Source organism: Modestobacter lacusdianchii (genome assembly GCF_054177765.1).
The window spans coordinates 39,397-65,564 of record NZ_JBJJTJ010000017.1 but is presented as its reverse complement, the minus strand read 5'-3'; the positions used below and the strand labels follow the sequence as shown (position 1 = coordinate 65,564).

The window sequence follows — 26,168 nt, the reverse complement described above, 5'->3', positions numbered from 1 at the left end:
GCAGGTCCGGGTGGCGCCGCGCCCGGGCGTCAGGGCCGGACGGCGCGCACCAGCCAGCGGTCCTCGGCGTCGTCGACGTCGGTGCAGGTCCACCCGGCGGCGGTCAGCAGCGCCCGGATCCGGGGCTCGGACCGGACGTCCTCCGGGGTGAGCTCGCGGCCGTGCCGCCGGGCCAGCGCCGCCCGGCCGACCGGGTGGAACAGCCCGAGCCGCGCCCCGGAGGCGGCGACCCGGGCCAGCTCACGGAGGCCCGCTGCCGGGTCGGGCAGGTGCGACACCAGCCCGGAGGCGAAGACGACGTCGAACGTCGCGGGAGGGAACGGCAGCTCGGTCACGTCCGCCCGCACCAGCTCGGCGAGCCGGTCACGGCCCCTGCGCTGTGCCTCGCCGAGCATCTCCGGGGTCAGGTCGACACCCACCACGGTGCCCGCCGGCCCGGTGGCGGCCCGCAGCACCGGCAGCGCGCGGCCGGTGCCGCAGGCGGCGTCCAGGACGGCGTCGCCCGGTCGGACGCGCAGCTCACCGACGGCCCGCTCGAACCGCGGGCCGTCGTCGGGGAACTTCTCCTCCCACCCGGTGGCGCGGGCGCCGAAGAACGCCCGGCTCTCCCCCGCGGTCACCGACCCGATGCCGGTCAGCCGTTCGCGCCGGCCGGCTCGGTGGCCGTGGCCGGCGCGGTCACCGGCTCCGTGGCCGCCGGCTCAGTGGTCACCGGCTCGGTGGTCGCCGCCTCCGTGGCCGCCGCCTCCGTGGTGGCCGGCTCGGTGGTCGCCGGCTCAGTGGTCGCCGGCTGGGCGGGGGTGGTCTCCTCGGTGGTCACCTCCTCCTCCTCCGCGGCCGGCTCGGCGGCCGGACACGGCAGGCCGGTGAAGGCCCGAACGGCCTCGATCAGCGCGGCGGAGTCGGTGCCGCCCAGCACGACGGTGATCCGCTCGACCGGCTCGACCCGCAGCAGGTCGGCCATGCCGAGCGCCTCGGCCAGCGACCGAGCCTCGGCGGCCGCGCTCTCCGGGTGGGCGATCCCCGAGGCGGGGCGGTCGGCGGAGTCGCGCGCCTCGCCGATCGTCAGTCCGCCGTCCGTCAGCCGGGCGACCACCTCGGTGGCCGCTTCCGGTGAGCCGGTGCCGTTGACCACGTCGACGGTGAGCGCCGCAGCCGGCTGGTCCGCGGTCTCGCACGGGGTGGGCGCAGAAGCTGGTTCCTCGACCGGCGGCTCCGGCGCGGGCTGCTCCGGTGCGGGCTGCTCCGGTGCGGGCTGCTCCGGTGCGGGCTGCTCGGGCGCGGGCTGCTCCGGTGCGGGCTGCTCCGGTGCGGGCTGCTCCGGTGCGGGCTGCTCCGGCGCGGGCTGCTCGGGGGCGGGCTGCTCGGGGGCGGGCTGCTCCGGCACCGGCTGCTCCGGCACCGGCTGCTCCGGGGTGGGCTGCTCCACCACCGGAGGCGGCGGGACGGGGGCCGGCAGCTGCGGCGCCACCACCGGTGGGCGGTCGGCCGCGGACACCGGCGGCTCGGGCAGCGCGGGCGGGCGTGCCGGGTCGACCGGCGGCAGCGCGGGCGCCGGGCCCGCCGGGGTCGGCACCCGCGGCGGCGTCGTCCCTGCGTAGGTGGCGGCCAGCGACAGCACCGACGCGACGTAGCTGTCGGAGTGGTTGTAGGCGAAGACGGCGCGCGCCTGCCCGGCCGGCGTCGAGAGGTCCTTGCCCCCGGCGCACAGGTACTTCCCGGCGGCCGCGGCCGCGTCGTGGATGTTGAACGGGTCGCGGCGTCCGTCGCCGTTCCCGTCGGCGGCGTAGACAGCCCAGGTGGTCGGGATGAACTGCATCGGGCCCACGGCGCGGTCGTACACGGCGTCGCCGTCGAGGCGGCCGCCGTCGGAGTCGGTGATCCGGGCGGTGCCACCGCTGCCGGTCAGCGGGATGCCGATGATCGGCGGGCTCGACAGCCCATCGGTGTGCAGGGTGGCGCCGGCGAAGCGGCCGTGGTTCGACTCCACCCGGCCGATGGCGGCGATCAGCGTCCAGGAGATCCCGCAGTCGGCGTTGGCCTCGGCGGCGGCGGTGTAGGCGTCCATCGCGGTGGAGGGGATCCCGCTGGAGGCGAGCGTCGAGCTGGCACCCGACCGCGGGGCCGACCGGTCGAACGCGGCGGGGTCCTGGTCGAGGTCGGGGCTGCCGTACCCGTCGTCGGTGCCGGTGTCGTCCGGGGCGGAGCTCATGGTGTCCAGGTCGGGGTCGGCGGGGCCGGCCACCCGGGTCGATCCGCCGAACAACCGGGACATCGAGCCCTGGGGCTCGTCGGCCTCGGCGCCGGCCACCACCGGTTCCCAGTCGGGGTGCATTCCCGGGGCGGCACTGGCGGCCGGCAGGAAGGCGACCAGCGCGGTGGTCACGCCGGCGGTCACGGCGATCCCGCGGCCGCTCGGGAAGGGACGGCGGTGCCGCGGGCTCATGGCCGGGCTCCCCGGCACGCCGGCCGGCGACGCGTTCGGGCGCGTGGCCGTTGCCGCAACGCGAGGTCAGGCACCAGTTCCCCCTGTGGCCGCCGAGCTGTCCACGCCCGCACCGTCGGGACCCGAGGGCGCCGATGACCGCGGACGAGGAAGACGTTAAGCCGCCGGCACCCTCCGCACCATGCCCAGACGGTGAACTCCAGGCGGCGGGTCAGCCGCAGCCGAACCGGGCCGGCCGGAAGTCGGCCAGCAGCGGGCTGGGGTCTCCGCCGACGAGCTCGCCGGCAAGGAGCTCGCCGGCGATGAGCCCGAGCGTCGCGCCGCTGTGGCTGAAGGCGGCGTGCAGGCCGTCGACGCCGGGCACCGGGCCGAGCACCGGGTGCCCGTCGCCGGGGATCGGCTTGCGCCCCACGCCGTAGGACGCGCAGGTCAGCTCCGGAGAGCCGGCGAGCACCCGCGCCGCCTCGGCCAGCAGGCCCCGCACCGTGCCGTCGGGGACGTCGAAGCTGCCGTCGTCCCGGCGCACGACCTGCGCCTCCGACCAGGCGGCGTCCATCACCAGGGCGCCGTCCGGTGCCGGGCGCAGCGCCACCCGCGGGGTGTTCAGCACGGCCCGCAGGCCGTGGTCGACCGGCCGGGTGCGGACCAGCAGCGCGTTCGAGGTGGCGTCCGGGACCTGGACGCCGAGGTCGGCGAGCGCCCCGGGGACGGCGGCACCGGTGGCCAGCAGGACGGCGTCGGCGGGGAGCACGTCACCGGAGCCGGTGCGGACGCCGGTGACCCGGCCGCCTGACACGACCGCCGCGCAGCGGCCGGCGGCGGTGCGCACCGCTCCCCCGGCGGCGACCAGGTCGCGGGCGAGCTGGTCGATCAGTGACGGCAGGTCGACCCAGCCCTCGCCCGGGTTGAACAGCGCACCGTCGTCCGGGAGCACGCCGGCGTCCACCGCGGGGAACCGCGCAGCGACGTCCACGCGGCTCAGCCACTGCGCCGGGTAGCCGATCTCGTCCTGGTGCTCGAACGAGGCCCGGACGCCGTCGCCCCAGCGGAGGCCGCCGTCGAGCGCGACCCGCGCGGTCGAGTCGGTGCGGGCGGCGAACGCCCGGTAGCGGTCGAGGCCGAGCAGGCGGAGGCGGTGGTACCCGGCGGGGAGGTCACCGGCCGAGTTCAGCCAGGCCAGCGACCGTCCGGAGGCGCCGTCGGCGAGTCCGCCGTCCGTCAGCAGGGTGACCCGGGCGCCCCGGGCGGCCGCCTGGGCCGCGGCCGAGACGCCGAGCACTCCCCCGCCGACCACGACGACCCGCGGTCGGCCAGAGCTGTCGATGCGCACCATTCCCGCAGTCGCGCGGCGACGGTCAGGCCTGCGCCGGGGTGGACGTCCCCCGGCCGGCGTCAGCCACTGCGACCGCGTCGTCCGCGCCGTCCAGCGCCTGGAGCAGCGCCTGCCCCTGCCGGAGGTGGACGGTCAGCATCCGGCGGGCGACCCCGAGCAGCTCCGCGGTCTGCGGGTCGCACAGCGTGCAGAACACGTTGTTGCCCACCCGTCGGCTGTCCACGATGCCGGCCCTGCGCAGGACGCTGACCTGCTGCGAGAGGTGGGACAGCTCCAGCCCGGTGGCCTCGGCCAGCGCGCCCACCGTCTGCTCCCCCTCCGCCAGCAGCTCGAGCACCCGGATGCGGGCGGGGTGCGCGAGCGCCTTGAAGAGGTCTGCCTTGGCCTCGGCCAGCGGTCGACCGGGAGTGAACGGCATGGGCGCTATCCTACGAGCGGATCGGTTACGGACGACTTGATAAGTTCATCAAGTAGGCAACACAACTCGACCGAGTGACGAGGTTCGATGGCGCGCTGGTGGCGCACAGGCGGCGAGGTCGGCGACGACGACGCGCAGACGTTGGAGACCATGCCGATCGGGCTGCTCGAGCTCGACACCGAGTGGACCGTCCGCTTCATCAACGCCGCCGCCGAGCGGATGGTCGGGTACTCCCGCGGCGACCTGCTCGGCCGCTCCTACTGGTCGGCGTTCCCGGCCAACGTGGACAACGAGTTCGGCCGCGCCTTCCGGCGGGCGGTCGACACCCGGGAGCCGCAGAGCGTGGAGGCCTTCTACCCCGAGCCGCTGAACCAGTGGTTCGAGGTGCAGGCCGTTCCGACCCCCCAGGGCCTGTGGCTCTACCTCACCGAGGTCACGGCGCGGCGCAGCGCCAGCGAGCGGCTGGCCCTGCTGGCGCGGGTCAGCCACGAGCTGGTCGGCACGCTGAACGCGCCGGCCGCCGTCGGGCGCATCCCCCGGGTGCTGGTGCCCGGCCTCGCCAGCTGGGCGACGGTCACCCTCCTCGGCGAGGACGGCGGACTGCGGGACGCCGGCGGCTGGCACACCGACCCGGCGGGGACGCCCCTGGTACGCCGCTACGGAGCCGCGACCCAGGAGTCGTCCCCCACGACGGCGCCGGTGCTCCGCGCGATGACCACCGGCGCCCCGGTCCACGTCGCGGGCGTGGAACTGGCCGGCCCGGCGCTGAGCGCGGTGGCCACCGGCGCCGCTCGCGAGATGCTGCAGGTGCTCGCCCCGGGCGCCATGACCGTCCTGCCGATCCCCGGCCGGGACCGGGTGCTGGGCGCCCTCACCCTGGGCCACGACCGGCACCGGCCGGTGGACCCAGCCGACGTGGCGACCGCGACCGAGGTGGCCGAGCGCGCCGGCCTGGCACTGGACAACGCCCGGTTGTACGAGCAGCAGCGACGGCTGGCCGAGGAGCTGCAGCGCAGCATGCTGACCGCACCGCCGGAGCCCGACCACGCCGAGGTCGTCGTCCGGTACCTGCCCGCCGCCGAGGCGGCCCGGGTGGGCGGGGACTGGTACGACGCGTTCCTGCAGCCCGACGGCGCGACCGTGCTGGTCATCGGCGACGTGGTCGGCCACGACACGACCGCCGCGGCGTCGATGGGCCAGTTGCGCAGCATGCTGCGGGGCATCGCCGTCAGCGGGGACGCGAGCCCGGCGCAGCTGCTGGCCCAGCTGGACGCCGCGATGACCCAGCTGCAGCTGCACACCTACGCCACCGCGGCGCTGGCCCGGTTCGAGCAGAGCCCGGCCGACCTGGAGCGCGGCGTCACCCGGATGCGCTGGGCCAACGCCGGCCACCCGCCGCCGCTGGTCATCCACCCCGACGGCACGATCGCCGAGCTGGCGAGCTGGCGGGGTGACCTGATGCTGGGCGTCGACTCCACCGCGCAGCGCGACGACTCGGTCGTCAGCCTCGACCGCGACACCACCGTGCTGCTCTACACCGACGGGCTCATCGAACGCCGGGACGCCGACCTCGACGACGGCATGAGCCGGCTGCGTGCCGCGGCCGCGGAGTTCGCGGGCCGGCCGCTGGCCGAGCTGTGCGACCAGCTCATCGACCGGCTGGTCGACACCACGCCCGAGGACGACGTCGCCCTGGTCGCCATTAGCCTGCACCGGCAGGACCGCCCCCGGCCGGACGAGGCCGGTCCGGGGAACGTCCCGCCGACCGTGCCGGCGGACCCCGCCGGCAGCTGACGGCCCCCCGGGTCGACCGGGCTCAGGCCCCGGTCGACCCGGTGGACGCCGCCTCGACCGTGCCGAGCGTGCGGATCAGGTCGAACCGGGACGCGTCCTCGGTGCCCGGTTCGGCGGTGTAGGCGACGATCCGCAGGTCGGTGCCGATGGCGGTGAGGACGTCGCAGTCCATCGTCACCTGCCCGACGAGGGGGTGCAGGAAGGTCTTCGACTGGAACCGGTGCTCGACGACCGTGCCCTCGGCCCACAGCTGCCGGAAGCGGTCGAAGGCCTCGCACTCGGCGAGCACCGCCCGCACGGACGGGTCGTCGGGGTAGCGGATGAGCGCGGTCCGCAGGTCGGAGACCAGGGCGCGCTCGTGCCGCTCGCGGTCGCCGGCGGCCCACACCACCTCCGGCTCCCGGCCGGCGAAGTGGGCGAGCACCAGGTTGGTGCCCGGGCTGATCGCCCCGAGCAGCGACCGCCACGCCGCGTTGGCGGTCAGCAGGGTCCAGTGCGCCGTCCAGACGCCGACCGCGACGTCCGGGAGGCGGGCCAGCAGCCGCTGGACGCTGGCCGGGATGTGCGTGGGGACGGCGCTGGGCAGCGGGGCCGGCAGGCCGGCGGCGAGGTACAGCTGGTCGCGCTCGAGGTCCGACAGCTGGAGCACCCGGGCGAGCGAGCCGACGACCTGCGCAGAGGGCCGGTCGGCGCGCCCCTGCTCCAGCCGCACCAGGTAGTCGACCGAGACGCCGGCCAGCAGGGCGACCTCCTCCCGCCGCAGCCCCTTGGTGCGGCGCTGCCCGGTCGGGAACCCGACCGCGGCCGGCTGGAGGCGTTCCCGCCATGCACGCAGCAGCGCCGCGAAGTCGCCTCGATCGGTCATGCGCTCATCGTCGTCCACCGCGGGCGGGATGGGTGGTACTGCCGGTCATACGGTCGAAGGGCACCAGCCGACCTCCCCCGGACGGGCGCAGGGTCGGGGCCATGACGACGACACTGATTACTGGTGGCAACAAGAGCCTGGGGTACGAGACGGCCCGGCGGCTGACGGAGCACGGGCACCGGGTGGTCATCGGGGCACGGGACGCCGACCGCGGGCAGCGCGCGGCCGAGGAGCTGGGCGTGGAGTGGGTGCGCATCGACGTGACCTCCGACGAGTCGGTGGCCACGGCGGCGGAGGAGGTGCGCCGGCGGTTCGGTGGGCTGGACGTGCTGGTCAACAACGCCGGCATCTCCGGGCCGTTCGCCGCGATCGAGGAGTTCGACGGCCCGGGTGTGCTGGCGGTGCTGGACACCAACACCGTGGGCATCGTGCGGACGACGCACGCCTTCCTGCCGCTGCTGCGCGGGTCGGCGGCGCCGGTGATCGTGAACGTGACCAGCGGGCTGGGTTCGTTCACCGTGCGCGGGGACTCCTCGCGGATCGAGTCGACGCTGCCCACGGTCGGCTACTCGGCCAGCAAGGCGGCGGTGAACATGCTGACGTCGGTGTACGCCCAGTTCATCCCGGACGTGCGGGTCAACGTGGTCGACCCGGGCTACACGGCGACCGACTTCAACGGCCACTCCGGCCCGCAGACCGTCACCGAGGGCACCGACGCGATCGTCGCGATGGCCACCATCGGCGCCGACGGCCCGACCGGCACCTTCACCGACCGGCACGGCGCCCTCGGCTGGTGACCTCCGCCCGGGGCCCGGGCCGGTGACCCGTCGTGGGCGTCGAGCGGCTCGGTGACAGGCAAACCGCTGCGGCCTGAGCCGGTGCGGGCGCCACCGGGCTCGACGACGGTGACGCCGATGGCGAACGGCGCCGCCTCGGGAGCCACCGCTCGTGTGGGCGGCCCCGGCGTACCCGGGGGCTCCCGACGCTGCTCGGGTCGCACGGTCCCGAGCCAGGGACTTCCGGCCCTGCCCGGACGGCGTGCGGCAACGTGGAATCGGAGCCGGTCCCGCACGGAGACGATGCCTACCGGTGGTCCCGGGCAACGGCCTCCGTGGCGAGGACCTCCGTCGTCCTGCGCTCGGTCGGCAGGCCCCGACCAGCTGGGGGAGGACCCCGCTGCCCCACCACTCGAGGAGAACCGATGCTGTCCGACACCTCGCGCCCGGTCATCGAGGCCACCCTCCCGGTGGTCGCCGAGAACATCGAGGAGATCGCCCGGCGCTTCTACGCACACATGTTCGGCGAGCACCCCGAGCTGCTCGACGGCCTGTTCAACCGCGGCAACCAGGCCGAGGGCACCCAGCAGGTCGCGCTCGCCGGCTCGGTCGCGGTGTTCGCCAGCACGCTGCTGCACGACCCGGAGCAGGTGCCGGAGGCGCTGCTGTCCCGGATCGCGCACAAGCACGCCTCGCTGGGCCTGCGCCCCGACCAGTACCAGACCGTGCACGACAACCTGTTCTGGGCGATCGTCGACGTCCTCGGGGACGCGGTCACCCCGGAGGTGGCCGCGGCCTGGGACGAGGTCTACTGGCTGATGGCCAACGCCCTGATCAACATGGAGCGCGGCCTGTACAGCGCCCGCGCCGTCACCCCGGAGGCCGTGTGGCGCGAGTGGGAGGTCACCGAGCGCATCCAGGAGACCCCGGACGTGGTCACCTTCCGGGTCACGCGGGGCGACGACCGGCTGGTGCGCTCGTCGCTGCCGGGCCAGTACGTCTCGGTGCTGGCGCTCATGCCCGACGGGGTGCACCAGCCCCGGCAGTACAGCCTCACCCGGGCCGACGACGGCGAGCACCTGCAGTTCTCGGTGAAGCGGGTCGCCGGCGGCGGCAAGCCCGCCGGGGAGGTCTCCACGCTGCTGCACGACACCGTGGCCGTCGGTGACCGGCTGACCATCTCGGTGCCCTTCGGCGACGTCGTGCTGGACGACTCCGGCCGCCCGGTGGTGTTCGTCAGCGGCGGCATCGGCGTCACCCCGATGGCCGGGATGATCTCCCACCTGGTGGCCGCGGGCTCACACCTGCCGATCACCGTGCTGCACGCCGACACGGCGGAGTCCACCTTCGCGCTCCGCCGGCAGCTGCTGGACGACGTGGCCGCGCTGCCCGGCGCCCGGGTGCAGGTCTGGTACTCCGACGGCGGGGACAGCGAGCTGCCCGCCGGCGATGTGCACACCGGGCGGATGGACCTGAGCGGCGTCGGCCTGCCGCAGGGCGCCGGGTACTACCTGTGCGGCCCGCTGCCGTTCATGAAGGCGGTCCGCAGCCAGCTGATCGCCCGCGGCGTGCCGGCCCGGGACATCCAGTACGAGGTGTTCGGCCCGGACCTGTGGCAGGCCGACCTGGCCGCGGAGCCCGCGCCGGAGACCGTCGCCGCCCCGGCCGACGCCCGCTGACCGCACCCGACGACCGGTCTCCTCGCGCGACGGGGGGCCCGGTCGTTGTGCCGGAGGCCGGGGCGACCGCCACGTGGCAGAGCCGCCGCCGGTTCCGGGTCGAGCCGTCCGGACGCCGGGTGGTCCCTCCGCCGCGCCCCAGGGGATGCTGGCCGGGATGAGCGCCGCAGGAACTCCCCGGGACCCGGACGACGCCCTGCCCGCCGGGACGTCCGCACTGGCCGGCATGCGGCTGACCGAGCTGCTCGACGAGGTGCGGGACCGGCTGGCCACGGTCGCCCGCACCCAGGCCCGGATGCAGGACCTGCTCGACGCCTTCCTCAGCGTCTCCGCCGGGCTGGACCTGGACGCCACGCTGCGCCGGATCGTGGGAGCGGCCACCGGGCTGGTCGACGCCCGGTACGGCGCCCTCGGCGTGCTGCGGCCCGGCGGTGGCCTCGGCGACTTCATCACCGTCGGTCTGCCGGCGGGCCACCCGGCGCTCGACGGGCCGCTGCCGCAGGGCAAGGGCCTGCTCGGCCAGCTCATCACCGATCCCCGGCCGCTGCGGCTCGGCGACCTCAGCCGGCACCCGGCCGCCGTCGGCATCCCGGCCGACCACCCGCCGATGCACTCGTTCCTGGGCGCTCCGGTGCGGGTACGCGGCGAGGTCTACGGCAACCTCTACCTGACCGAGAAGCGCGAGGGCGAGTTCACCGCGGAGGACGAGGCCGTGCTGGTCGCGCTGGCCGGGGCCGCGGGCATCGCGATCGACAACGCCCGGCTCTACGAGCAGGCGACGGTGCGCCGCCGGTGGCAGGAGGCCGTGGCCGACGTCCGGGTCGCCCTGCTCGGCGGGGCCTCCCCGGACGCCGCGCTGCAGCTGGTGGCCGACCGGGTGCGCACGCTGACCGGGGCGGACGCGACCTGGCTGCTGGTCGCGCTGCCGGACACCGACACCTACCAGGTGCAGGCGCAGAGCAGCGGCCCCGAGCTGGCCGACGTCACCGGCGCCCGGCTCCCCCCGGAGGACACCCCGGCGCTGCGGGCGGTGCTGTCCGCCGGCGCGGTGGCCTCGCTGGACCTGACCGGCCTGCTGCCGGACGCGCCCACCGGCCGGGTTCCGTGGGGCCCGGCGATCGGCGTGCCGCTGGAGCGCACCGACGCCTGGCCGGCGGTCGTCGTCGCCGTGCGACGTGGCGGCGCGCAGCCGTTCGACCCCGCGCTGGGGCCGCTGGTCGCCGCGTTCGCCGACCAGGTGGGGCTGGCCCTGGACATGGTGGCCCGCCAGCAGGTGGCCCGCCGGCTGGACGTCTACGAGGACCGCGACCGGATCGCCCGGGACCTGCACGACCACGTCATCCAGCGGCTGTTCGCCGCGGGCTTGAGCCTGCAGGCGGCGGCCACCCGGGTGCGGGACGAGCCGGTGCAGCAGCGGCTGCGTGGCGTCGTCGACCAGCTGGACGAGACGGTGCGGGACATCCGGACCACCATCTTCGACCTGCACACCACCGACGACGCGAGCACCGCGGACAGCCTGCGCCGGCGGGTGCTGGACATCGTCACCGCCGCCGCCGAGCCCGGTCTGCACCCCACGGTGCGGATGTCCGGCGCGGTCGACGCCCTGGTCACCGGTGCGCTGGCCGCCGACGTCGAGGCCGTCGTCCGGGAGGGCGTGACCAACGCCGCCCGGCACGCCGCCGCCCGGCACCTGACCGTCACCCTGGACGTCGGTGACGAGGTGGTCGTGGAGGTGCTGGACGACGGGTGCGGCATCGACCCGCTGGTGGCCCGCAGCGGGCTGGGCAACCTGGAGCGGCGGGCGCTGGCCCGCGGCGGCAGCGCCTCGGCGCAGCGGGTCGCCGAGGGCGGCACCCGGTTGCGCTGGCACGTCCCGCTGCCGGCCCGCAGCGGGAGCTGAGCCCGGGCCTGCGTCTCAGCTCACTGCGAGGGCCGGACCGGGCCGCGCAGCTCGGTGGCCAGGATGGCGGCCTGGGTGCGGCGTTCCAGCCCGAGCTTGGCCAGCAGGTGCGACACGTAGTTCTTGATCGTCTTCTCGGCGAGGAACATCCGCTCGCCGATCTGCCGGTTGGTCAGCCCCTCGCCGATCAGCTCCAGCACGGTGCGCTCCTGCTCGCTGAGCTTGGCCAGCGGGCCGGCGGGCTCGGCCGAGCGGCGCATCCGCTGCATCACCGCGGCCGCGGCCGTCGGGTCGAGCAGCGAGCCGCCGGCGGCCACCGTGCGCACCCCGGCGACCAGGTCCTGCCCGAGGATCTGCTTGAGCAGGTAGCCCGACGCGCCGGCCATGATCGCCTCGAACAGCGCCTCGTCGTCGCTGTAGCTGGTGAGCATGACGACCTTGAGGTCGGGCATGCTCGACCTCAGCTCGCGGCACACCGAGACGCCGTCGCCGTCGGGCAGCCGCACGTCGAGCACCGCGACGTCCGGGCGCAGCGCCGGCACCCGGGCCAGCGCTTCCGCTGCGTTCTTCGCTTCTCCCACCACGACGATGCCGGGGTCGGTCTCCAGCACGTCGGCCACCCCGCGGCGGACGATCTCGTGGTCGTCGAGGAGGAAGACCCGGATGGTGTCCTGCTCGGCCTGGGCGGTCACCGCGCCAGCTTAGGCACCGCCGACGGGCCTCCCCGGCGCCGCCCGAGCGTGCCGGCGCGGACCGGCTCAGCCGGCCGCGGCCACCTCGGCGACGGGCCGGACGACCATCACCGGGCACGGGCCGTGCATGGCGCAGTGCAGGCCCACCGAGCCCAGCAGCAGGCCGCGCACCTGCCCGCGACCGCGGCTGCCCACCACCAGCAGCTCGGCGTCGGCCGCCCTCCGCACGAGCACGTCCGACGGCGCCCCCTCCACCACCACGGTCGACACGGTGGGCGCCGTCCCGCCCGGGTGGTCGGCGCCGCGGAACACGTCGGCGACCGCACCGTCGAGCCGGCGCTGCACGTCGGCGGTGATCTCGGCGACCGTGGGCAGCGACCGGCCGAGGCCGTCGGTCCATTGGTCGGAGAGGGTGAAGGTGGCGACCGCCTCGACGTCGGCCCCGAGCCGGGCGGCCTCCTCGACGGCCACGGCGAGGGCCGCGCGGGACGGCGCCGAGCCGTCGACCCCGACGACGACGGTGCGCTGCCGCCCCTGGTCGGCCGGGGTGCGGTGCACCACGACGACCCGGCAGGGCGCGTGCGTCACGCAGTGCAGGGCGACGGAGCCGAGCAGCGCGCTGCGCACCGCGCCCCGGCCGCGGTTGCCGACCACCAGCACGGCGGCGCCCGCGGCGCGCCGCACCAGCAGCTGGGCGGCCGGGCCGGCGTCGACGGTGAGCTGCACGGGCACGTCTGCCGCCCCCTGGGCGCCGATCACCGCCAGGTCGTCGCGCACCTCCTGGACGAAGGTCCCGATCGCCTGGGTGGTGGCGTCGGCGACCTCGTCGGTGGGCTGCACGCCGGCCAGCTCGGGCCCGGCCCACCAGGTGGGCGCGACCTGGTACGCCGCCACCACCTCGACCTCGGCGCCGGTGCGGGCCGCGGTGAGGAGGGCGTGCGCCAGCGCCGCCCGCGAGCCGGCCGATGCGTCCACGCCGACGACGACGCGGGGCCGGGCCCCACCGCCGGCGCCACCGACCCGCTGGACATCCGTCTCGGTCATGACCACTCCTCGGCTCCGGGCCCGGACCTCTTCCGGGCCCATCCCGACCCTCCCGCGCAGCCGTGCAGAAGTCGCGAGGCCGTGCGTCCCCGCCTGCGGGACGAAGGTCCCCATCGGCCACTCCCCCGCCGTCGAGCCCTTTCGGGCCCCGCCGACCGGTCCGCCCCGACCGGCGCGACAGGATGCCCGCATGTGCACGGTGGTGGTGCGCCGGTCCGCCGGCCGACCGGTGGAGCTCCTCGCGGTCCGCGACGAGCTGACCTCGCGGGAGTTCGACGACCCCGGCCGGTGGTGGCCGGAGTTCCCGGACGTCGTCGGCGGGCGGGACAGCGTCGCCGGCGGCACCTGGTGCGCCACCTCCCTCGCCACCGGCGTGACCGCCCTGGTGCTGAACCGGTACCACGACCGCCCGGCCGCGCCGGGAGCACCGAGCCGCGGGGTGCTGCCGCTGCTGGGCGCCGTCCACGGGCCCGACTGGACCGCGCACGTCCGGCTCGCCGGGATGGCCGGCTTCCTGCTCGTCCTGGCCGCCCCGGACCGGCTGACCACCTGGGAGTTCGACGGCGACCGGCTCACCGCGACCGAGCACGCCGAGGGCACGCACCTGCTGACCTCCGGCGGGCCCGAGGACCGCAAGGCCGACCGCTGGCTGGCGACCTTCGCGGCCGCGGAGTTCACGGCGGGCTGGCGGGCCCTGCTCCAGGGGCAGCCGCCCGCCGACGACCCGGCGGCCCTGGTGGTGCGGCGGGAGCACGACGGCCGGGTGTTCGGCACGGTGTTCGCCGAGACCATCGACGCCCGGCCCGGGCGGCTGCGCCTGGCGCACAGCCGCCGCCCCTGGGCCGACGCCTCCTGGGACCTCGCCGAGTTCGGCCCTGCCACCGGTCGGCCGTGACCTACGGTCGACGAGCTGCAGCTGCGCCGTCCGCCCCATCGCCCGCCGACGCCGAGGCGCCGATCGGGGCGGCCCGTGCCCGCCCCGGGCTCAGGCGCTGAGCGCCTGGAACATCCACGCGCCGCCACCGACGGCCGCGATCGCCAGCCCGAGGGCGTAGGCGACGATCCACTGGAAGCCGCGCACCCGCGTGCCCTCGGTCGGCACCATCTCCCGCAGCTCCAGCACCGGCGCGGGGCTGCGCCGGTACCAGCCGCGCACGACGACGTCGGTGTCGATGAGGTCGGGGGCCTGGAGCAGCCCGAAGAGGCTGCGGGCGAACGGCCAGGGCTGCAGGTAGAGCACGGGCACGAAGCCGGACTCGTCCTGGACGACGAGGTCCGGGCTCAGCGCGTAGCCGGGGGTGCCGCGGCCGATGATCCGGCCGCGGATCTCGACCGGCAGGCCGGTGACCGGGCTGGCGTCGAGCCGGGTGAGCAGCTCGGTCACCCGGGAGACGGGGCGGCTGGGTGCGAGCGGCCGGCTGAACGCGGTGCGCACGACGAGCGCGACGCCTCCGACGGTGGCCGCCTGGGCGAGCAGCAGCCAGTCGTCCGAGCCCCAGGCGACGGCGCCGACCAGCACCGCGATGAACGGCAGGTACCGGACCGGGAGCTCCAGCCAGAACCGGCGCCGGGCCCGGGTGACCTCGAGGCCCACGCAGGAGCGCGCCACCTCGTGGGCGCTCCACCGCGTCGGGGCGCCGGGCAGGCCGCTGTCCTCCAGCGCGCCGATGCGCCGCACGATCAGCGGGTGGGTGCTGAACAGCTGGGTCCAGCGCGCCCAAGGGTTGCAGGTGTCCCAGCGCAGCGCGCCGATCACCTCGCGCGGGTCGAGGCCGCGCTCCCGCGCGGCCAGGACGGTGGCGCCCTGCGCCTGGTCGGCGATGCCCAGGACGCCGGCCGCCCGCATCCGCTGGTGCCGCCCCTCCACCTTGGCCAGCACCTTCTGCTGGTCCTTGTCCTTGCTCTCCTTGGCCTCCTGCACGGCGGCGGCCAGCTGGGCGTCCACCTGGCCCATGCCGTAGCCGATGGTGACCAGGGCCGAGCACAGCGCGTCACCGTCGCCGGTGACCGAGCAGCTGTAGTGGTCGGCGCCGAGCTCGCGGGCGCGACCGAGGGAGAGCACGACCAGCTGGGAGAGCAGGTAGCCGACGAAGCTGACCACCGCGGGGATGGCCGTGTTCGCGTTGCCGTTGCCGCGGAGTGAGAGGAAGACGTAGTACAGCAGGATCGGCACGGTGCTGGCGATCGCCATGGCCAGGACGTCGTTCTGCTTGACGTGCCCGACCTCGTGGCTGACGACGGCGTCCAGCTCGCGCTCGTCGAGGCGTTCCAGCAGCCCGCTGGTGACGTAGATGCGGGCGTTGCCGCGGGTGTGGCCGAAGGTGAAGGCGTTCGGTGTCCCGTCCTCGACGATGCCCAGCCGCACCGGCTTCAGGCCGGTTTCCGCGCACCGCCGGGCGACGATGGCCCCGACCTCGAGGTCGGTGTCGTAGCGCTCGCCGGTCCAGGCGATCCGGCGGGCGGGGATGAGCCACTGGATCAGGTACGGGGCGACCGCGTACTGCGCGCTGACCACCACGACCGCCAGCACGACCGGCACCCACAGCGGGGCACCGAGAAGCAGGAGCGCGCCCACACCGGCGGCGAGCAGCACCGCGAGCAGGGTGAGCGAGAGGACGGAGTGGCGGAGCACGGTGCCGGTCATGGATCGCTTCCCGGGCGTCGACGACAGAACGTGGTGCCTGGTCCCCCGCGCCCCGCAGCAAGATCACGTAACGCGCCGGGGGTGACGTTGCCGTGGTCCGGGGCCGGCCGCAACCCCCGGCGGGTGACACGGACGACGCGTGGTCCCGCCGGTCAGGCGATATCCGGCGCGCGCCGGTCAGGCGACACCTGGCACACGCCGGCCGGTCCACACGTGGCGCACGCCGGTCGGTCCACACGCGGCGCACGCCGGTCGGGCCACACGCGGCGCACGCCGGCATCCGGCCGCGAGAGAACCGTGGCCGGATGCCGGTGACGAGGAGCCTTCAGTGCCGTGGTGCCCGAGCAGATCTCAGTGCAGCAGGGGCCCGAAGAGGATCTCGGTGCCGTCGGGGCGCCAGGTCCGCCATCGACCACCGGGATCTCGCTCGACCGAGAACCCGTGGTGCACCTTGGTGTGGTGACGTTCGCACAGCAGCGCGGAGTTCTCGAGCTTCGTCTCACCGCCGTGCAGCCAGTGGACGATGTGGTGGACGTCGGCCCACCAGTGCGGCGCACCGCACCCGGCGAACACGCAGGTCTTGTCCCGCGCCACCACTGCCCGACGCAGCCCGGGGGTGACCACCCGGTGCTTGCGGCCCAGGTCCAACGGTTCCCCGTCGGGGCCCATGACGATCCGGGAGATGTCGGCGTCGCAGGCCAGCCATCGGGCCCGCGCGGCGGAGATGCTGGCGCCGAACCCGGTCTGCGCAGCGCCGGGACCGGTGGCCGGGTCGACCGCGTCCTCCAGGTCCAGCTGCAGCACCACGTGCGGCTTCACCGTCCGCAACGTCGGTAGCTCGCCTGACGCCAGCTGGTTGTCGCACACCTGCACAAAGGCATCGGCGTTCTGCTGGGACCGGGTGCGGGTGTCGCCCTTGGGCCGGTCGGCCTGCACGTGCGACTCGATCGCGGTCTGCACCTTCTCCCCACCCACGGCATCGAGCTCGAACCGGCCGGACACACTGCCGTCGGCGTGCTTGACCATGCTGAACCGCCGACCCTCGGTCGGGTCCGGTTCCGGTCCGTCAGGGTCCAGTGCGTCGTCGAACTGCTGCACCGCCTGCGCCAGCGACGCGTGCGGCGCCTCTCGCGCGACGCCCGCCCACACGGCGTCGAAGGCACCCAGGTCGATGCCCTGCTCCTCGGCCTGCGCCCGCTCTTTGTCACCGACCTTGCCGGCGACCACGTCGAACTGTGCTGCAGTCACGTCTCCCGCCGCGAACCCGGCGGCCAGCGCCGGGAAGTGCGCCAACGCCCGCCCCGACCGCACGATCCGATCGGCCTCCCCCGCCGACAGGCGGACATGTCCGATGAACCACGACCGCATCGACTTCAAGCCGTCGTGCTCCACGGCCTGGGTCACCGCCGCGTGCCGCGCCGTGCGGGTCAGCTCCGCGTCCAACCGGTTCCGGGCCGCCACCAGCAACGCCGTCCGGTCCAGCACCTCGCCATCGGTCAACCCGTGCAGGTCGTCGGTGGCGATAGCGTCCAGCGCCGACATCAACTCGCTCACCGAACACCTCCCCACCAGTTCGAACATATGTACGAATTCTAGTGGCAGGTGCGGACTCACACCAGCTGAATCCGCAGGTCAAAGCCCTGTCCACAGATCCACCAAAGGCCTTGACAGGCCACGCGCCGACCCGGTCGTCGACTCGGCGCCGACCAGGCGCTGGTGTCCGAGGGCAGCTGGAGCGTCACCGACGGCTCAGGCAGCCCGCAGGGCCGAGCACCCCGCCGCACAGCCGGTCCCACCGCCGGCTGCCGACGCCGCTGACGTAGTGCTTCTGCTGCCCCGCACCGCCGGGCCCGCGTGGGGTCTCGGGAACCCGGCCGCAGAGCCGGTCGACGTTGGTGTCGTCGCTCGGGTCGTTCCAGGTCCCGTCCATGAACACGGCGAGCTTCACGGTGCCCTCCCCGGGGACTCGCGCACGACTGACCGGCGCTCCGCGGGTGACTGTCCCCGGGCGCCGTCACCCCGGCGTCACCCGCCTGTCACCGCCGTCCGCGTGCGACCGCCTGTCGGGAGACACCACCACGACGGCTTCGCCGAGCAGGCACAGGACGCCGTTCCCATGGAGCCCTACCAGCGCACCACCGATACCAGCGTCAACATCAACACCTGCCTATACGAGGGCCTCGCCCCGACGGCGCCGCCAACCGGGAGCGACAGGGCAACGGTGGCCGATCACTCGGGGGAGCCGTCGCGCTGCGACAGCCGACGGCGCTCGCAATCTCGACTTTGAACGCGTGCCATTCGCGGCGGGGCGGCGCGAGTACCCCGCTGCCACCTACTGGGGCTGACCCACTTTCTGCTCGACCATCACCGCAAGATTCGAGCGAAGGACGCTCGCAGAGTTCGGCGAGGCGTGCGAATCGCCCACCGCCGACACTGGCCGGATGAGCTGTCCGAAACGACTCTGGGTGACAGAATCTCCAAGGTCTTGTCCGCGACGGGTCCACCGCCCGCTGATGGAAGAAGCAACGTGACTGACGCATCAAGTCCTGCAGACATGCGACTGACGCCGCCCACGCCCACGTCGACGTCGACGCCCACGTCGACGACACCAGCTCTATCAGCGGAAGAGCTCGCAGCGAGAGTCGACCGGTTCTATGCAAGATACTCAGACGACTTGGAACAGATTCGCGAAATTTTGAGCTTACGACTGAGGCAGCTTGCTCGCGCGTATACACTGCAGAATGCCTTGCCACCAGAGGCAATAGAAGTGTCCGCACGAGTGAAGTCAGCCGTCAGCTTCAAGCGAAAGCTTGCCGACAAGAATTGGCCCCAGTTCTACTACCCGACAGAAGTCGTCGGCGACCTAATAGGAGCACGCGTCGTCTGCTGGTTCCCGGAAGATTGCTACGGCTTCATCGACTTGATGCGAACATCTTCTCATCTGCAGGTTCACGATGCATTGAGCGATTACACCACGAACCCTAAGCAGTCTGGATACAGGTCGATCCACCTAGATTGCAATGTCTCATACGACAGTGCGCTGCGAGAAGAGGGGAAGATTGCGATCGTTCAAGACGATATGACTTGCGAGTTGCAGGTGAGGACAAAACTCCAAGACGCATGGGCCGACGTTACTCACGAGTTCCATTACAAAGCTCGGCTAGCAGGCGTCGAGGACGACACGCTCGAAGGTTTTATGGCGGACATATCAGCCCGCTTGGCTCTTGAAGACAAGGCTCTCGCGAGGCTGAGAAGAGCCTACCAGCAGATCGCCGACGAAAAGACTAGCTTGGGCGTCAGAGAGGGGTTTCGGAAGAATGACCTTTCCTGACCTAATTCCCTCTTTCATGAGATATTGAGTCGGCTCCCCCGATGCGCAGTCGGGTCGACGTGCCATAGCAGGTCGCCTCTAGATGAGGCCAGCGCCACCAGGCAGCAGGCGATGCCGATTTCGTTAGCGCCCGCCTTATTCCATGGTCAACCTAAGTCAGGATTTTGCGCACGCCTGACGACCTACCCCGACAACGCGTCGAACTCCCGCGAGTTGTCCTGCATCGCAAAATCATTCGCAACGTGTGACGATTCGTTGACGAACTCGCTGGAGGCGGAGCCCCGTTCGGCGTCATCGCTGCCGTACTGACGATCCGGCGCCCTAACTGCGAGACAGCGCACCACCGGTGCCGTCCGCGCGCGGCAGCACCAACAGCGTGAAGGTCGACGCAGCCCTGCCGCGTACCAATCGAGCCGCCCACCGAGCGGGTGGGCGACCTGATCAACCAGGGCTGAACGATTTGGGCGAAACTTCGGGACGCACGACAAATTGTGGCTTAGCCTGGGGGGCTCGGAAAGCGAGCTCCCCTCTCACTCTCAGGATCCTAGATCCAGTCGGCCGTCCAGATGACCCCTAACGAAATTGGTGAAGCGACTGGTGTCCGCGAAGTAGTTCGGGTAAGCGTCGCGAAGCTGGCCGATGCATGCAATGTTGATGAGAACTGCGTCAAGGTTCTCGTCGTTTAGGGCCTCCAATGCGGTCAGCCGCGCTTCCGCATCGGCCAGCGTTTCGTGAACTGTCACCGTGAGCCGACCCTCGCGCCGCTCCAGTTCAAGAGTCAGAGTGTTTCGGCGGTCAGTCTTCGCGTGCTCACCGACGATCGCCGCATAGCCGCGAAGTCGAGTCAGGACGCCGACGCGCTTCTCCAGCCGCGCCAACTCGCCCGCCAACACTTCGGGCGTGCCCTCGGCGCCCGGTACCGAGGCAGTGCCCTCCTCGTGGGCCATCAGTGACGCAACCAGGACGAAGAATCGAAGGAGGTCCGAGTCACCCTTCCCATACTTCAGCTCACTACCCGAGAAGAGGTCCATGGTTTCGACCGCCGTCGCCCACGCATGCTGCAACTGGGTGCGCACTTGCAACTCGATCCGCAGGCCGTGGTACTCCTTCTTCGAGGCTCCGTACTCGTATACAAGGTGGACGCCGCGATAACCGGAACTGCGTGGCCCCGGCCCATCACGCAGGTAGTCGTGGACCTTCTGAACACGGTTCTTAGTCCGCGGAGAATTCACCAGAATGGCGACCAACTCGTCGACCTCGGCGACGGTCTCAAAGACCACCCGACAGCCCCCGAGATCTTGCATGGTCGTTACGCTCATCGTCGGGTGGCGCTTCAGCTTGTCGATAATCGTGGGGAGACGCTTTCGGCGCTCAGCCACGACGGCATTTTGGTTCACGTTGAGCGCGCGCTGACGGACAGTCACAGTGACCGCGTTCAGCGGGAACGCGTGAGCCAGGCGGTAGTTGCTCAGGATGTCACGCGCCGCCTGACTCTCCTCGGACGTCGCGGTCCCCTTGCCGATCACCCGGCTCGCCCGTTGGACGGCCTTGTTTGAGTGCTCAGGCACCACCCACTTCTTCATGTGGTCGACCGTATCTGGTGGGGCTGACACTCGTATCGAGGTTTATGAGGTGGCCGGAAATGACTCAGGCCGCCTCTCTCGGAGAGACGGCCTGGTCGCAAGAGTGGAGCTGAGGGGACTCGAACCCCTGACCCCCACACTGCCAGGCCGACCTGACGACGTTCGCGGACGTTCGCGGATGTCCGAAAAGGCCTGCTGAACAGGCGATCGTTGCTCTCCCGGACGACGGCGAACGACTGCGAACCAAGATCGATCTGTACCAACTGCAACCAGAACTGCAACCAGAAACGGCCCGAAGATGCGCCCCCTCCGCGCCGGTGGCCACGCTCACCCCGTCTCCCGGTCCAGTTGCACCGGTGGCGCGTTCTGTCGCTTCTAGCGGCGATGCGCACATGCGTCGACACTGCGTCAGACAGCGGCGAAGCGCAGTCCGATGACGCCCGGGTAGCTACTTGCAGTTCTTGTTGTACCAGTTCTCCATCACCGTGATGACCGCATTCGCCGTATAAGCACCGGCCCTCGGGTTCCAGGCCGTCAGCTCGGTGTTGTCGTCGTTCAAGTTCTGCCGAAACAGCTCATCCATGACCAGCGGCTCCGTGACGACCGCACCTCCGCCCTTCGCTGCCAGCTTGGACGCCTGGTTGACGACATCGCCCATGTATACGACGTCGTTGATGCCGCTGCCGTTGTAGCCAGCCTTGATCATCAGGGCTCTGCCGTACGACATGCCGATACCAACGTCAATGCCTTCGTAGCCTGCTTTCTCCAACTTGTAGTTGAGCACCTTCATCAGGGCGTTGACCCGGGCTGCCACCACGAACGCATCGTCGATGTCCGGCCTAGTCGGCGTGTTGAAGACCCCCCAGACGCAATCGCCCACGATGTTGATCTCTCGCGCAGCCTTATTGCCGTTCATCGCAGCAACGACCTCGGAGATGAACGCTCGGTACAGCTTCGCGAGCGCTGGCCGCGTGTACTTGTCTGGCAGCTCCGAAGACCCCCTAATGTCCACGAAGAGAGCCGAGCAGTAGGCATAGAAGCCGTTCTCGTATGTGAGTTCGTCGCGGTCGGGCAGCTTCTTCCGTTTCTCGTACTCGGTGTCGGAACGTGCCAGGATTTCGTCAATCCGCTTGAATGACGCGACGTGGTTGTAGAGCTTGTAGTTGCTGTCCACTTACGGCTCCCCCAGTGACGCAATCCCGAGCACCGCGGCCACGAGCGCGACGCTAATGAGGGCCACGGCCAGGGCGATGAGCGCCCAGGCTGACCACTTGTACTTGTCCTTCGCGACCCGCGCGTTGGACCACACCTGCTGTGCGATCTCGGCGACCAGGCTCGAGGGCGACGCCACGAGCGTCGCCAACTCCTGCTGGTAGGGCGCCGGGTCGGTGCTCGTGTGACGTCTGGCGATGTGGTCGAAGTACAGGGTGCTCGTGGCGTCCTCCTGCGACCGCAGACGGGGCCTCAACGCCAGCAGGGCGAAGACACCGCCCACGATCACCGCCGCGCCGCAGACGGTCGACATGACCGCCAGGAAGCCGCTCACGTCATTCTGGGACTTCACTAGGTTGTAGAGCGCGCCCCCGGTTACGCCGAGGGCAGCCAGGGTCGCGGCAGCCTTCGTCTCGGCGTGCCGCACCCAGTCGTTGACCAGCCCCAGCGCCTTCCAGGCTTCCCCGGTTTCATCAAAGGACGCCGGCCCCGTGGTGGGCGTGTCCGGATCGGATTGGTCGGGATCGTCCGCGGTCATCGACGGCTCCCGGGGCGCTCACTGTTCAACACGGGGTGAGGGTCGCATGCCGCGCCGACAGTTTCAGGGCTGCTGTGTCGCCGCCGCCCACTACCGTTCTAGAGGTGGCGAGCGTATGGGGCGACGACGTGCAGCCGGCCAAGTCGGAGGAGGAGGTAACCGCGGAACGTGAGCTCGGGACCGCAGTCAGGCTTCTGACGCACCGCGATCACCACAAGGCAGTCGCGATGCTTGTGGGAGCCCAGCAAGTCCGGGTGATCTACGAGGACAGCGACTGGGGCGTCGGGTACTACTCGATCAACCTGGTGGTCGACATAGCCTCGTTCGACGACTTCACGGATCAGCAGAGCTTCGACGCAATCGAGGTTGCCTACAACGAGGTATGGCGCGGTTCGAGCCGCGAGGTGCGGTCGGTCGGCGTGCTGCCGGCGCTGGTGGAAGCCGACTGGCGTACCAACATGAACGCCCCTCCCCCGCCGGACGCGTCCAATCAAGCGACACTCGCACCGCTGCCGGAGCGCGCGCCGCGGGAGGACCAGCTCGCGTTCCGCGATCAGGCGGAACTCGTGCTGTACCGAGCGCTCAAGGCCAAGCAGGCGTCCCTACCGAAGACCGAGACGTTGACGATCATCCCCAATTCCGGTGTCCGTGTGCCGACTCGGACCTGGGAGCCGGATTTCGTCGTCGTCTACAAGGGTCGAGCCGGGATCATCGAGGTGGACGGCAGCTCGCACACCAAGAAGTACGCGAGCGATCGCAGCCGGGACTACAAGCTCGAGGAGGCCGGGTTCCACACCATCCGGCGGATCGACGTGGCAGACGCAGAGAACCCTGACGAGGCGGAAGCGTTCATCGAGAGCTTCCTCGCCCGCCTCGGAAAGTAGGCAGACAGCCCACACAACGAGTGTCGAGCTGCGGAGTTAGGCAAGCTACTCGAAGCGGAAGCCGAAGAGTCCGCCGTCCTCTCCCGAATCGGTCAACTTCGTATTGATGGCGTAGTCGCTGCCCTTGAACGCGCCCTGGGACTCAACCGAGGCAAGGAAGTCCGAGTTCATAGTGACGATGTACTGGAAGCCATGCTCTTCGGCCAGCCTCGCCCCAATGTTCAAGCATGAAGCAACCTGGCGGTGATCCATCGCGTCGAAGAGGTGGCTGTCATGCACCAGGAGCCTTGGAGCTCGCCCGGTCTCTAGAGCGGCGATGAGGCAGACCATGTCGAGCAAGTACGTCTCGACACTTCGGATGCCCTCACTGGCGTCCCCACTAACACGTGGCTGCACCTGAAGCAGTCCGCGACTGGCTTGGATGAGCAGGTCCGCCTCACGGTCTATATAGATCTCCCGACCGAGTTCGTTGAAGAGCGAGATCGGCCGATCGAGGAAGGTGGACCGCTCAGCCACCTCAGCCCGGACCGCGGCCTCGTTCTCAGCAGTGGCGACCTTCAAGCGTGTGTCGATCTCGTTGATCTCGATGGCCGACTCAAGACGGCGCTCAAGATCCGCCGCCGTTGCATCCAGTTCACTCAACGAGCGCTGGGCCTCAAGGAAGGTGTCGAGGGCTACGGAGTTGCTCAGCAACCGCAGGACTTCCGCGCGCCGATCATCTAGCCGAGCGCGGCGCTCAGCGATGACATCGAGCTGCTGGCGAAGAGCGTCGAGCTCGCTCTGCAGGAACACGCGCCGGTTGCGAACCACCGACTCGTGGAAGTCCGCTACGTCCTCGAAGCGCTGCAAGACCGTGCCGGGAAGCTCTAAGCCGAGCTCGCCGTAAACCCGGACGACCCGAGTCCGGAGCTCCTCGTCTGCAGCAGCGTCGACCTCGCTTGCTAGGGCGCTCGTCAGCTCGCGAACACGGCGCTCAATCGAGAGTGCCTCTTCGTTGTGCCGCTTGATCCGGGCAGACAGATCGTCCGCCTCAACCTGATGCTCCGCGTACTGCTGGTCGACCTTGAAGTCGCGCAGGCTCGTCTGGACACGGTCGCGGCGACGCCTGGCCGTTGCTAGTTGCGAGCGGAGGTCGGCCTCGTCCGCCGAGAGGTGCCTGATGGCGCCCTCCCTGACGGCCGCACGAATGGCCTTCCGCTGCTTACTCAGACGATCAACGTCACCAGCGCGTTCGAGCACCTCGGGCGACAGCCCCAGGAAGTAGCCGAGCTTGACGCCGGTCTCCCAGTCAGCCTCCGACCCATGCCCCTTAGTTGGCCGACCGAAGTACGTCCGCACTAGCTGACTCCACAGTTGCCCCGGCGTCGGCCGCGAGACCTCGGTCGGCAGATGGAAAACCTCCTGGCCGAGCAGTACCCGCCACTCGTCCACGTGCAGGTCGGTCCGGCCTTCGGTCGCGGACCAACCTTCAACGACAACGCGCGTTGTCGGGCTCACGCGCCTTGACACGGAGAAGTGCTCCTCCTTCCCGCCGGCGTTGGCGACGCTCAGGAACAGCTCAAAGCTGTGATCAGCGAGGAAGGGGCTTGAAAGCTCCGACGCCAGGCTTCCGCCGAAGGCGTAACGAAGGAGCCGGACGAAGCTCGACTTCCCCGTGCCGTTACGACTGTCCCCCTGCCGGGACGACTCGGTGCGCTCCGCCACGATGAGGTTGAGGCCGTCGTGAAAGGAGAGGGTCTTGAACCGCTCGTCGTTGGAGCTCAGCCTACGGAGAAACATGAGGCCGCCGCTTCAACTGGCCTGATGCAGTCCACTCCACAAGACCCATCGCGAACAAGGCAGCAAGCGCAAGCGAGAACCAATCGAACGTAATGCGCTCGCGGCCCTTCTTTTTCTCATTCGAAAACCGGTCCCAAAGCACCGAGACAGACGCGGGTCGATCGAGCAGCGGCAACAGGTCTGAGCCCAGCGTCAGAAGAGCCCGCTCCGCACTAATGCCCTTAGTCGGCAAAAGCACCCGGATCACCCACCTTATAACTGGCCGGCGGTTCCTCGAATATGTGACAAGCGTCGAAGAAGTACGATGTAACAGCATACACCGCGTTCGCCCGTGAATTGTCAAAGCGGAAGTTAGTTCCCCCCAAAGATGCATAGATGCGCTCGAGGATGTCTTCCGGCTGTTTCGAGACGGCGCGGTGCGTCAGATAGATTTCACGGAACCGCCCAGCTTGGCGGTCGTACAGCTCCGGATCACTGACTTCGGCGAACCAAGTATCAATGCTGGCGGCCGACAAGCGCCCAGCATTGAACTCCAACTGCTTGGCGACCGAAAGGCCGTTGTAGTCCATCTTCTCGACCGGTACGGGCCGGATGCTCCCGACTGTCCCCGGAGCCACAGCGGTCGACCCAAGCGCCTCCAGCAGCGGGATAAGGTCAGCCAGCTGCACATTCGCCGTACCCGGCAGCCCGGGGAAGACCTGAGCCAGGCGGTCCGGCGCGAGCTTGCTGACAACGTCGAACCAGAACTTCTCCACCGTCCAATGCCGAACAGCAATCGGTCGAGTCGAATCGTTCTCATGCTTGGACTTGAGTTCGATCAGCGCCTTGGTCGCTATTGGGCCGACCGGGACGTTGGTGATGAACCGCCAGGCATTAAAGCTTGGGTAGCTACTCAGGGCCCGCGCAAAGTCTGACTTGATCTTCGCCGTGAGTTTCTCTTCAACTTTGGTCTGGGCGACTGATCCGTAGCAGGCATAGCAAATCGTTCCCGCCTCAGCCAGCCCGTCGCTACCGCCGTCACCCAGGCTCCCGGTCGGAACGGGGTTGTCGAAGTCGTCGTGGAAGAACGACAGGACGCGTGTGACATGGTCCTCGAAGGCCTGACCCGACTGACGGCAGGCGCGCTCGTTCTGGTTGGCGTACCAGTCAAGCCAGGCAGCTGTTGGCAGCACCGGTCCTCGGACCCTCCCGATCGCGGCCGTCCCCCGTCGCACGGCTGACGCCGGTGACAGTATCGGCAGGCTCGGACA

At 71.1% G+C, this 26,168-nt stretch carries 23 protein-coding genes; 7 read left to right on the top strand and 16 right to left on the bottom strand.

Going from position 1 to position 26,168, the window contains the following annotated elements:
* Nucleotides 1-29: 29 nt before the first annotated feature.
* The 4 genes from ACJTNH_RS13585 to ACJTNH_RS13570 all read right to left on the bottom strand — a co-directional run bounded on the left by ACJTNH_RS13585 (nucleotide 30) and on the right by ACJTNH_RS13570 (nucleotide 4,197).
* Entirely contained in the window at nucleotides 30-620 is a 591-nt protein-coding gene (locus ACJTNH_RS13585; protein ID WP_458176499.1) for a class I SAM-dependent methyltransferase, read from the bottom strand.
* A gap of 14 nt (nucleotides 621-634) precedes the next feature.
* Nucleotides 635-2,446, bottom strand: a complete 1,812-nt coding sequence (locus tag ACJTNH_RS13580; protein WP_458176497.1) for a lytic murein transglycosylase — start codon at nucleotides 2,444-2,446, stop codon at nucleotides 635-637.
* 211 nt (nucleotides 2,447-2,657) lie between these two features.
* Entirely contained in the window at nucleotides 2,658-3,779 is a 1,122-nt protein-coding gene (locus ACJTNH_RS13575; RefSeq protein WP_458176495.1) for an NAD(P)/FAD-dependent oxidoreductase, read from the bottom strand.
* A 22-nt stretch (nucleotides 3,780-3,801) separates the two neighbouring features.
* Complete coding sequence (locus ACJTNH_RS13570) at nucleotides 3,802-4,197, bottom strand: ArsR/SmtB family transcription factor (protein WP_458176493.1); 396 nt, start codon at nucleotides 4,195-4,197, stop codon at nucleotides 3,802-3,804.
* 87 nt (nucleotides 4,198-4,284) lie between these two features.
* Between ACJTNH_RS13570 and ACJTNH_RS13565 the strand changes: the two genes are divergently transcribed.
* Nucleotides 4,285-5,991: a SpoIIE family protein phosphatase gene (locus tag ACJTNH_RS13565; protein ID WP_458176491.1), complete on the top strand. Its 1,707-nt coding sequence runs from the start codon at nucleotides 4,285-4,287 to the stop codon at nucleotides 5,989-5,991.
* A gap of 22 nt (nucleotides 5,992-6,013) precedes the next feature.
* On the opposite strand, the gene ACJTNH_RS13560 is transcribed toward ACJTNH_RS13565, so the two are convergent.
* Complete coding sequence (locus tag ACJTNH_RS13560; protein WP_458176489.1) at nucleotides 6,014-6,856, bottom strand: helix-turn-helix transcriptional regulator; 843 nt, start codon at nucleotides 6,854-6,856, stop codon at nucleotides 6,014-6,016.
* Nucleotides 6,857-6,957: 101 nt separating this feature from the next.
* Between ACJTNH_RS13560 and ACJTNH_RS13555 the strand changes: the two genes are divergently transcribed.
* The 3 genes from ACJTNH_RS13555 to ACJTNH_RS13545 all read left to right on the top strand — a co-directional run bounded on the left by ACJTNH_RS13555 (nucleotide 6,958) and on the right by ACJTNH_RS13545 (nucleotide 11,211).
* On the top strand, nucleotides 6,958-7,653 hold the full coding sequence (locus ACJTNH_RS13555) for an SDR family NAD(P)-dependent oxidoreductase (protein ID WP_458176487.1): 696 nt from the start codon (nucleotides 6,958-6,960) through the stop codon (nucleotides 7,651-7,653).
* A gap of 404 nt (nucleotides 7,654-8,057) precedes the next feature.
* Nucleotides 8,058-9,311: a globin domain-containing protein gene (locus ACJTNH_RS13550; protein ID WP_458176485.1), complete on the top strand. Its 1,254-nt coding sequence runs from the start codon at nucleotides 8,058-8,060 to the stop codon at nucleotides 9,309-9,311.
* Between the two features lie 157 nt (nucleotides 9,312-9,468).
* Nucleotides 9,469-11,211, top strand: coding sequence for a GAF domain-containing protein (locus ACJTNH_RS13545; protein WP_458176484.1), 1,743 nt, complete (start codon nucleotides 9,469-9,471; stop codon nucleotides 11,209-11,211).
* A 20-nt stretch (nucleotides 11,212-11,231) separates the two neighbouring features.
* Here ACJTNH_RS13545 and ACJTNH_RS13540 read toward each other — a convergent pair whose 3' ends face one another.
* Both ACJTNH_RS13540 and ACJTNH_RS13535 read right to left on the bottom strand, forming a co-directional pair.
* The gene (locus ACJTNH_RS13540) at nucleotides 11,232-11,903 is read right to left on the bottom strand and encodes a response regulator (RefSeq protein WP_458176482.1); all 672 of its coding nucleotides are present in this window, start codon (nucleotides 11,901-11,903) and stop codon (nucleotides 11,232-11,234) included.
* Nucleotides 11,904-11,969: 66 nt separating this feature from the next.
* On the bottom strand, nucleotides 11,970-12,947 hold the full coding sequence (locus tag ACJTNH_RS13535; RefSeq protein ID WP_458176480.1) for a universal stress protein: 978 nt from the start codon (nucleotides 12,945-12,947) through the stop codon (nucleotides 11,970-11,972).
* A gap of 190 nt (nucleotides 12,948-13,137) precedes the next feature.
* Between ACJTNH_RS13535 and ACJTNH_RS13530 the strand changes: the two genes are divergently transcribed.
* The gene (locus tag ACJTNH_RS13530; protein ID WP_458176478.1) at nucleotides 13,138-13,842 is read left to right on the top strand and encodes an NRDE family protein; all 705 of its coding nucleotides are present in this window, start codon (nucleotides 13,138-13,140) and stop codon (nucleotides 13,840-13,842) included.
* Nucleotides 13,843-13,932: 90 nt separating this feature from the next.
* On the opposite strand, the gene ACJTNH_RS13525 is transcribed toward ACJTNH_RS13530, so the two are convergent.
* From ACJTNH_RS13525 to ACJTNH_RS13515, 3 genes are all read right to left on the bottom strand, one after another.
* On the bottom strand, nucleotides 13,933-15,591 hold the full coding sequence (locus ACJTNH_RS13525; RefSeq protein WP_458176476.1) for a M48 family metalloprotease: 1,659 nt from the start codon (nucleotides 15,589-15,591) through the stop codon (nucleotides 13,933-13,935).
* 351 nt (nucleotides 15,592-15,942) lie between these two features.
* Nucleotides 15,943-17,145 (bottom strand): DUF222 domain-containing protein, encoded by a 1,203-nt coding sequence (locus ACJTNH_RS13520; RefSeq protein WP_458176474.1) that lies wholly within the window; start codon nucleotides 17,143-17,145, stop codon nucleotides 15,943-15,945.
* Between the two features lie 184 nt (nucleotides 17,146-17,329).
* Nucleotides 17,330-17,539: a hypothetical protein gene (locus tag ACJTNH_RS13515; protein WP_458176472.1), complete on the bottom strand. Its 210-nt coding sequence runs from the start codon at nucleotides 17,537-17,539 to the stop codon at nucleotides 17,330-17,332.
* A gap of 831 nt (nucleotides 17,540-18,370) precedes the next feature.
* On the opposite strand from ACJTNH_RS13515, the gene ACJTNH_RS13510 reads away from it, so the two are divergent.
* Nucleotides 18,371-18,922: a GTP pyrophosphokinase gene (locus ACJTNH_RS13510; protein WP_458176471.1), complete on the top strand. Its 552-nt coding sequence runs from the start codon at nucleotides 18,371-18,373 to the stop codon at nucleotides 18,920-18,922.
* 536 nt (nucleotides 18,923-19,458) lie between these two features.
* On the opposite strand, the gene ACJTNH_RS13505 is transcribed toward ACJTNH_RS13510, so the two are convergent.
* From ACJTNH_RS13505 to ACJTNH_RS13495, 3 genes are all read right to left on the bottom strand, one after another.
* A complete protein-coding gene (locus tag ACJTNH_RS13505; RefSeq protein ID WP_458176469.1) occupies nucleotides 19,459-20,505 on the bottom strand; it encodes a RelA/SpoT domain-containing protein in 1,047 nt (348 codons plus the stop codon).
* A gap of 448 nt (nucleotides 20,506-20,953) precedes the next feature.
* Nucleotides 20,954-21,679 (bottom strand): adenylate/guanylate cyclase domain-containing protein, encoded by a 726-nt coding sequence (locus ACJTNH_RS13500; RefSeq protein ID WP_458176467.1) that lies wholly within the window; start codon nucleotides 21,677-21,679, stop codon nucleotides 20,954-20,956.
* The gene (locus ACJTNH_RS13495) at nucleotides 21,680-22,255 is read right to left on the bottom strand and encodes a Pycsar system effector family protein (protein ID WP_458176465.1); all 576 of its coding nucleotides are present in this window, start codon (nucleotides 22,253-22,255) and stop codon (nucleotides 21,680-21,682) included. It lies immediately after the preceding gene.
* Nucleotides 22,256-22,359: 104 nt separating this feature from the next.
* Between ACJTNH_RS13495 and ACJTNH_RS13490 the strand changes: the two genes are divergently transcribed.
* Complete coding sequence (locus tag ACJTNH_RS13490) at nucleotides 22,360-23,139, top strand: DUF559 domain-containing protein (protein WP_458176463.1); 780 nt, start codon at nucleotides 22,360-22,362, stop codon at nucleotides 23,137-23,139.
* Between the two features lie 45 nt (nucleotides 23,140-23,184).
* Here ACJTNH_RS13490 and ACJTNH_RS13485 read toward each other — a convergent pair whose 3' ends face one another.
* From ACJTNH_RS13485 to ACJTNH_RS13475, 3 genes are read right to left on the bottom strand one after another with little or no spacing between them, the layout of a single operon-like run.
* Entirely contained in the window at nucleotides 23,185-24,918 is a 1,734-nt protein-coding gene (locus ACJTNH_RS13485; RefSeq protein WP_458176461.1) for an ABC-three component system protein, read from the bottom strand.
* Nucleotides 24,905-25,234: an ABC-three component system middle component 6 gene (locus ACJTNH_RS13480; protein ID WP_458176459.1), complete on the bottom strand. Its 330-nt coding sequence runs from the start codon at nucleotides 25,232-25,234 to the stop codon at nucleotides 24,905-24,907. The genes ACJTNH_RS13485 and ACJTNH_RS13480 overlap by 14 nt, the downstream gene beginning before the upstream one ends.
* Complete coding sequence (locus ACJTNH_RS13475) at nucleotides 25,140-26,090, bottom strand: ABC-three component system protein (RefSeq protein WP_458176457.1); 951 nt, start codon at nucleotides 26,088-26,090, stop codon at nucleotides 25,140-25,142. The genes ACJTNH_RS13480 and ACJTNH_RS13475 overlap by 95 nt, the downstream gene beginning before the upstream one ends.
* Nucleotides 26,091-26,168: the final 78 nt, after the last annotated feature.

Coding starts and splice junctions, on each gene's coding strand:
- ACJTNH_RS13560 (WP_458176489.1), bottom strand. CDS start 6,856: ATGACCGATCGAGGCGACTTCGCGGCGCTGCTGCGTGCATGGCGGGAA.
- ACJTNH_RS13555 (WP_458176487.1), top strand. CDS start 6,958: ATGACGACGACACTGATTACTGGTGGCAACAAGAGCCTGGGGTACGAG.
- ACJTNH_RS13545 (WP_458176484.1), top strand. CDS start 9,469: ATGAGCGCCGCAGGAACTCCCCGGGACCCGGACGACGCCCTGCCCGCC.
- ACJTNH_RS13480 (WP_458176459.1), bottom strand. CDS start 25,234: ATGCTGTTACATCGTACTTCTTCGACGCTTGTCACATATTCGAGGAAC.
- ACJTNH_RS13575 (WP_458176495.1), bottom strand. CDS start 3,779: ATGGTGCGCATCGACAGCTCTGGCCGACCGCGGGTCGTCGTGGTCGGC.
- ACJTNH_RS13530 (WP_458176478.1), top strand. CDS start 13,138: ATGTGCACGGTGGTGGTGCGCCGGTCCGCCGGCCGACCGGTGGAGCTC.
- ACJTNH_RS13565 (WP_458176491.1), top strand. CDS start 4,285: ATGGCGCGCTGGTGGCGCACAGGCGGCGAGGTCGGCGACGACGACGCG.
- ACJTNH_RS13580 (WP_458176497.1), bottom strand. CDS start 2,446: ATGAGCCCGCGGCACCGCCGTCCCTTCCCGAGCGGCCGCGGGATCGCC.
- ACJTNH_RS13505 (WP_458176469.1), bottom strand. CDS start 20,505: ATGAAGAAGTGGGTGGTGCCTGAGCACTCAAACAAGGCCGTCCAACGG.
- ACJTNH_RS13570 (WP_458176493.1), bottom strand. CDS start 4,197: ATGCCGTTCACTCCCGGTCGACCGCTGGCCGAGGCCAAGGCAGACCTC.
- ACJTNH_RS13495 (WP_458176465.1), bottom strand. CDS start 22,255: ATGACCGCGGACGATCCCGACCAATCCGATCCGGACACGCCCACCACG.
- ACJTNH_RS13485 (WP_458176461.1), bottom strand. CDS start 24,918: ATGTTTCTCCGTAGGCTGAGCTCCAACGACGAGCGGTTCAAGACCCTC.
- ACJTNH_RS13525 (WP_458176476.1), bottom strand. CDS start 15,591: ATGACCGGCACCGTGCTCCGCCACTCCGTCCTCTCGCTCACCCTGCTC.
- ACJTNH_RS13535 (WP_458176480.1), bottom strand. CDS start 12,947: ATGACCGAGACGGATGTCCAGCGGGTCGGTGGCGCCGGCGGTGGGGCC.
- ACJTNH_RS13550 (WP_458176485.1), top strand. CDS start 8,058: ATGCTGTCCGACACCTCGCGCCCGGTCATCGAGGCCACCCTCCCGGTG.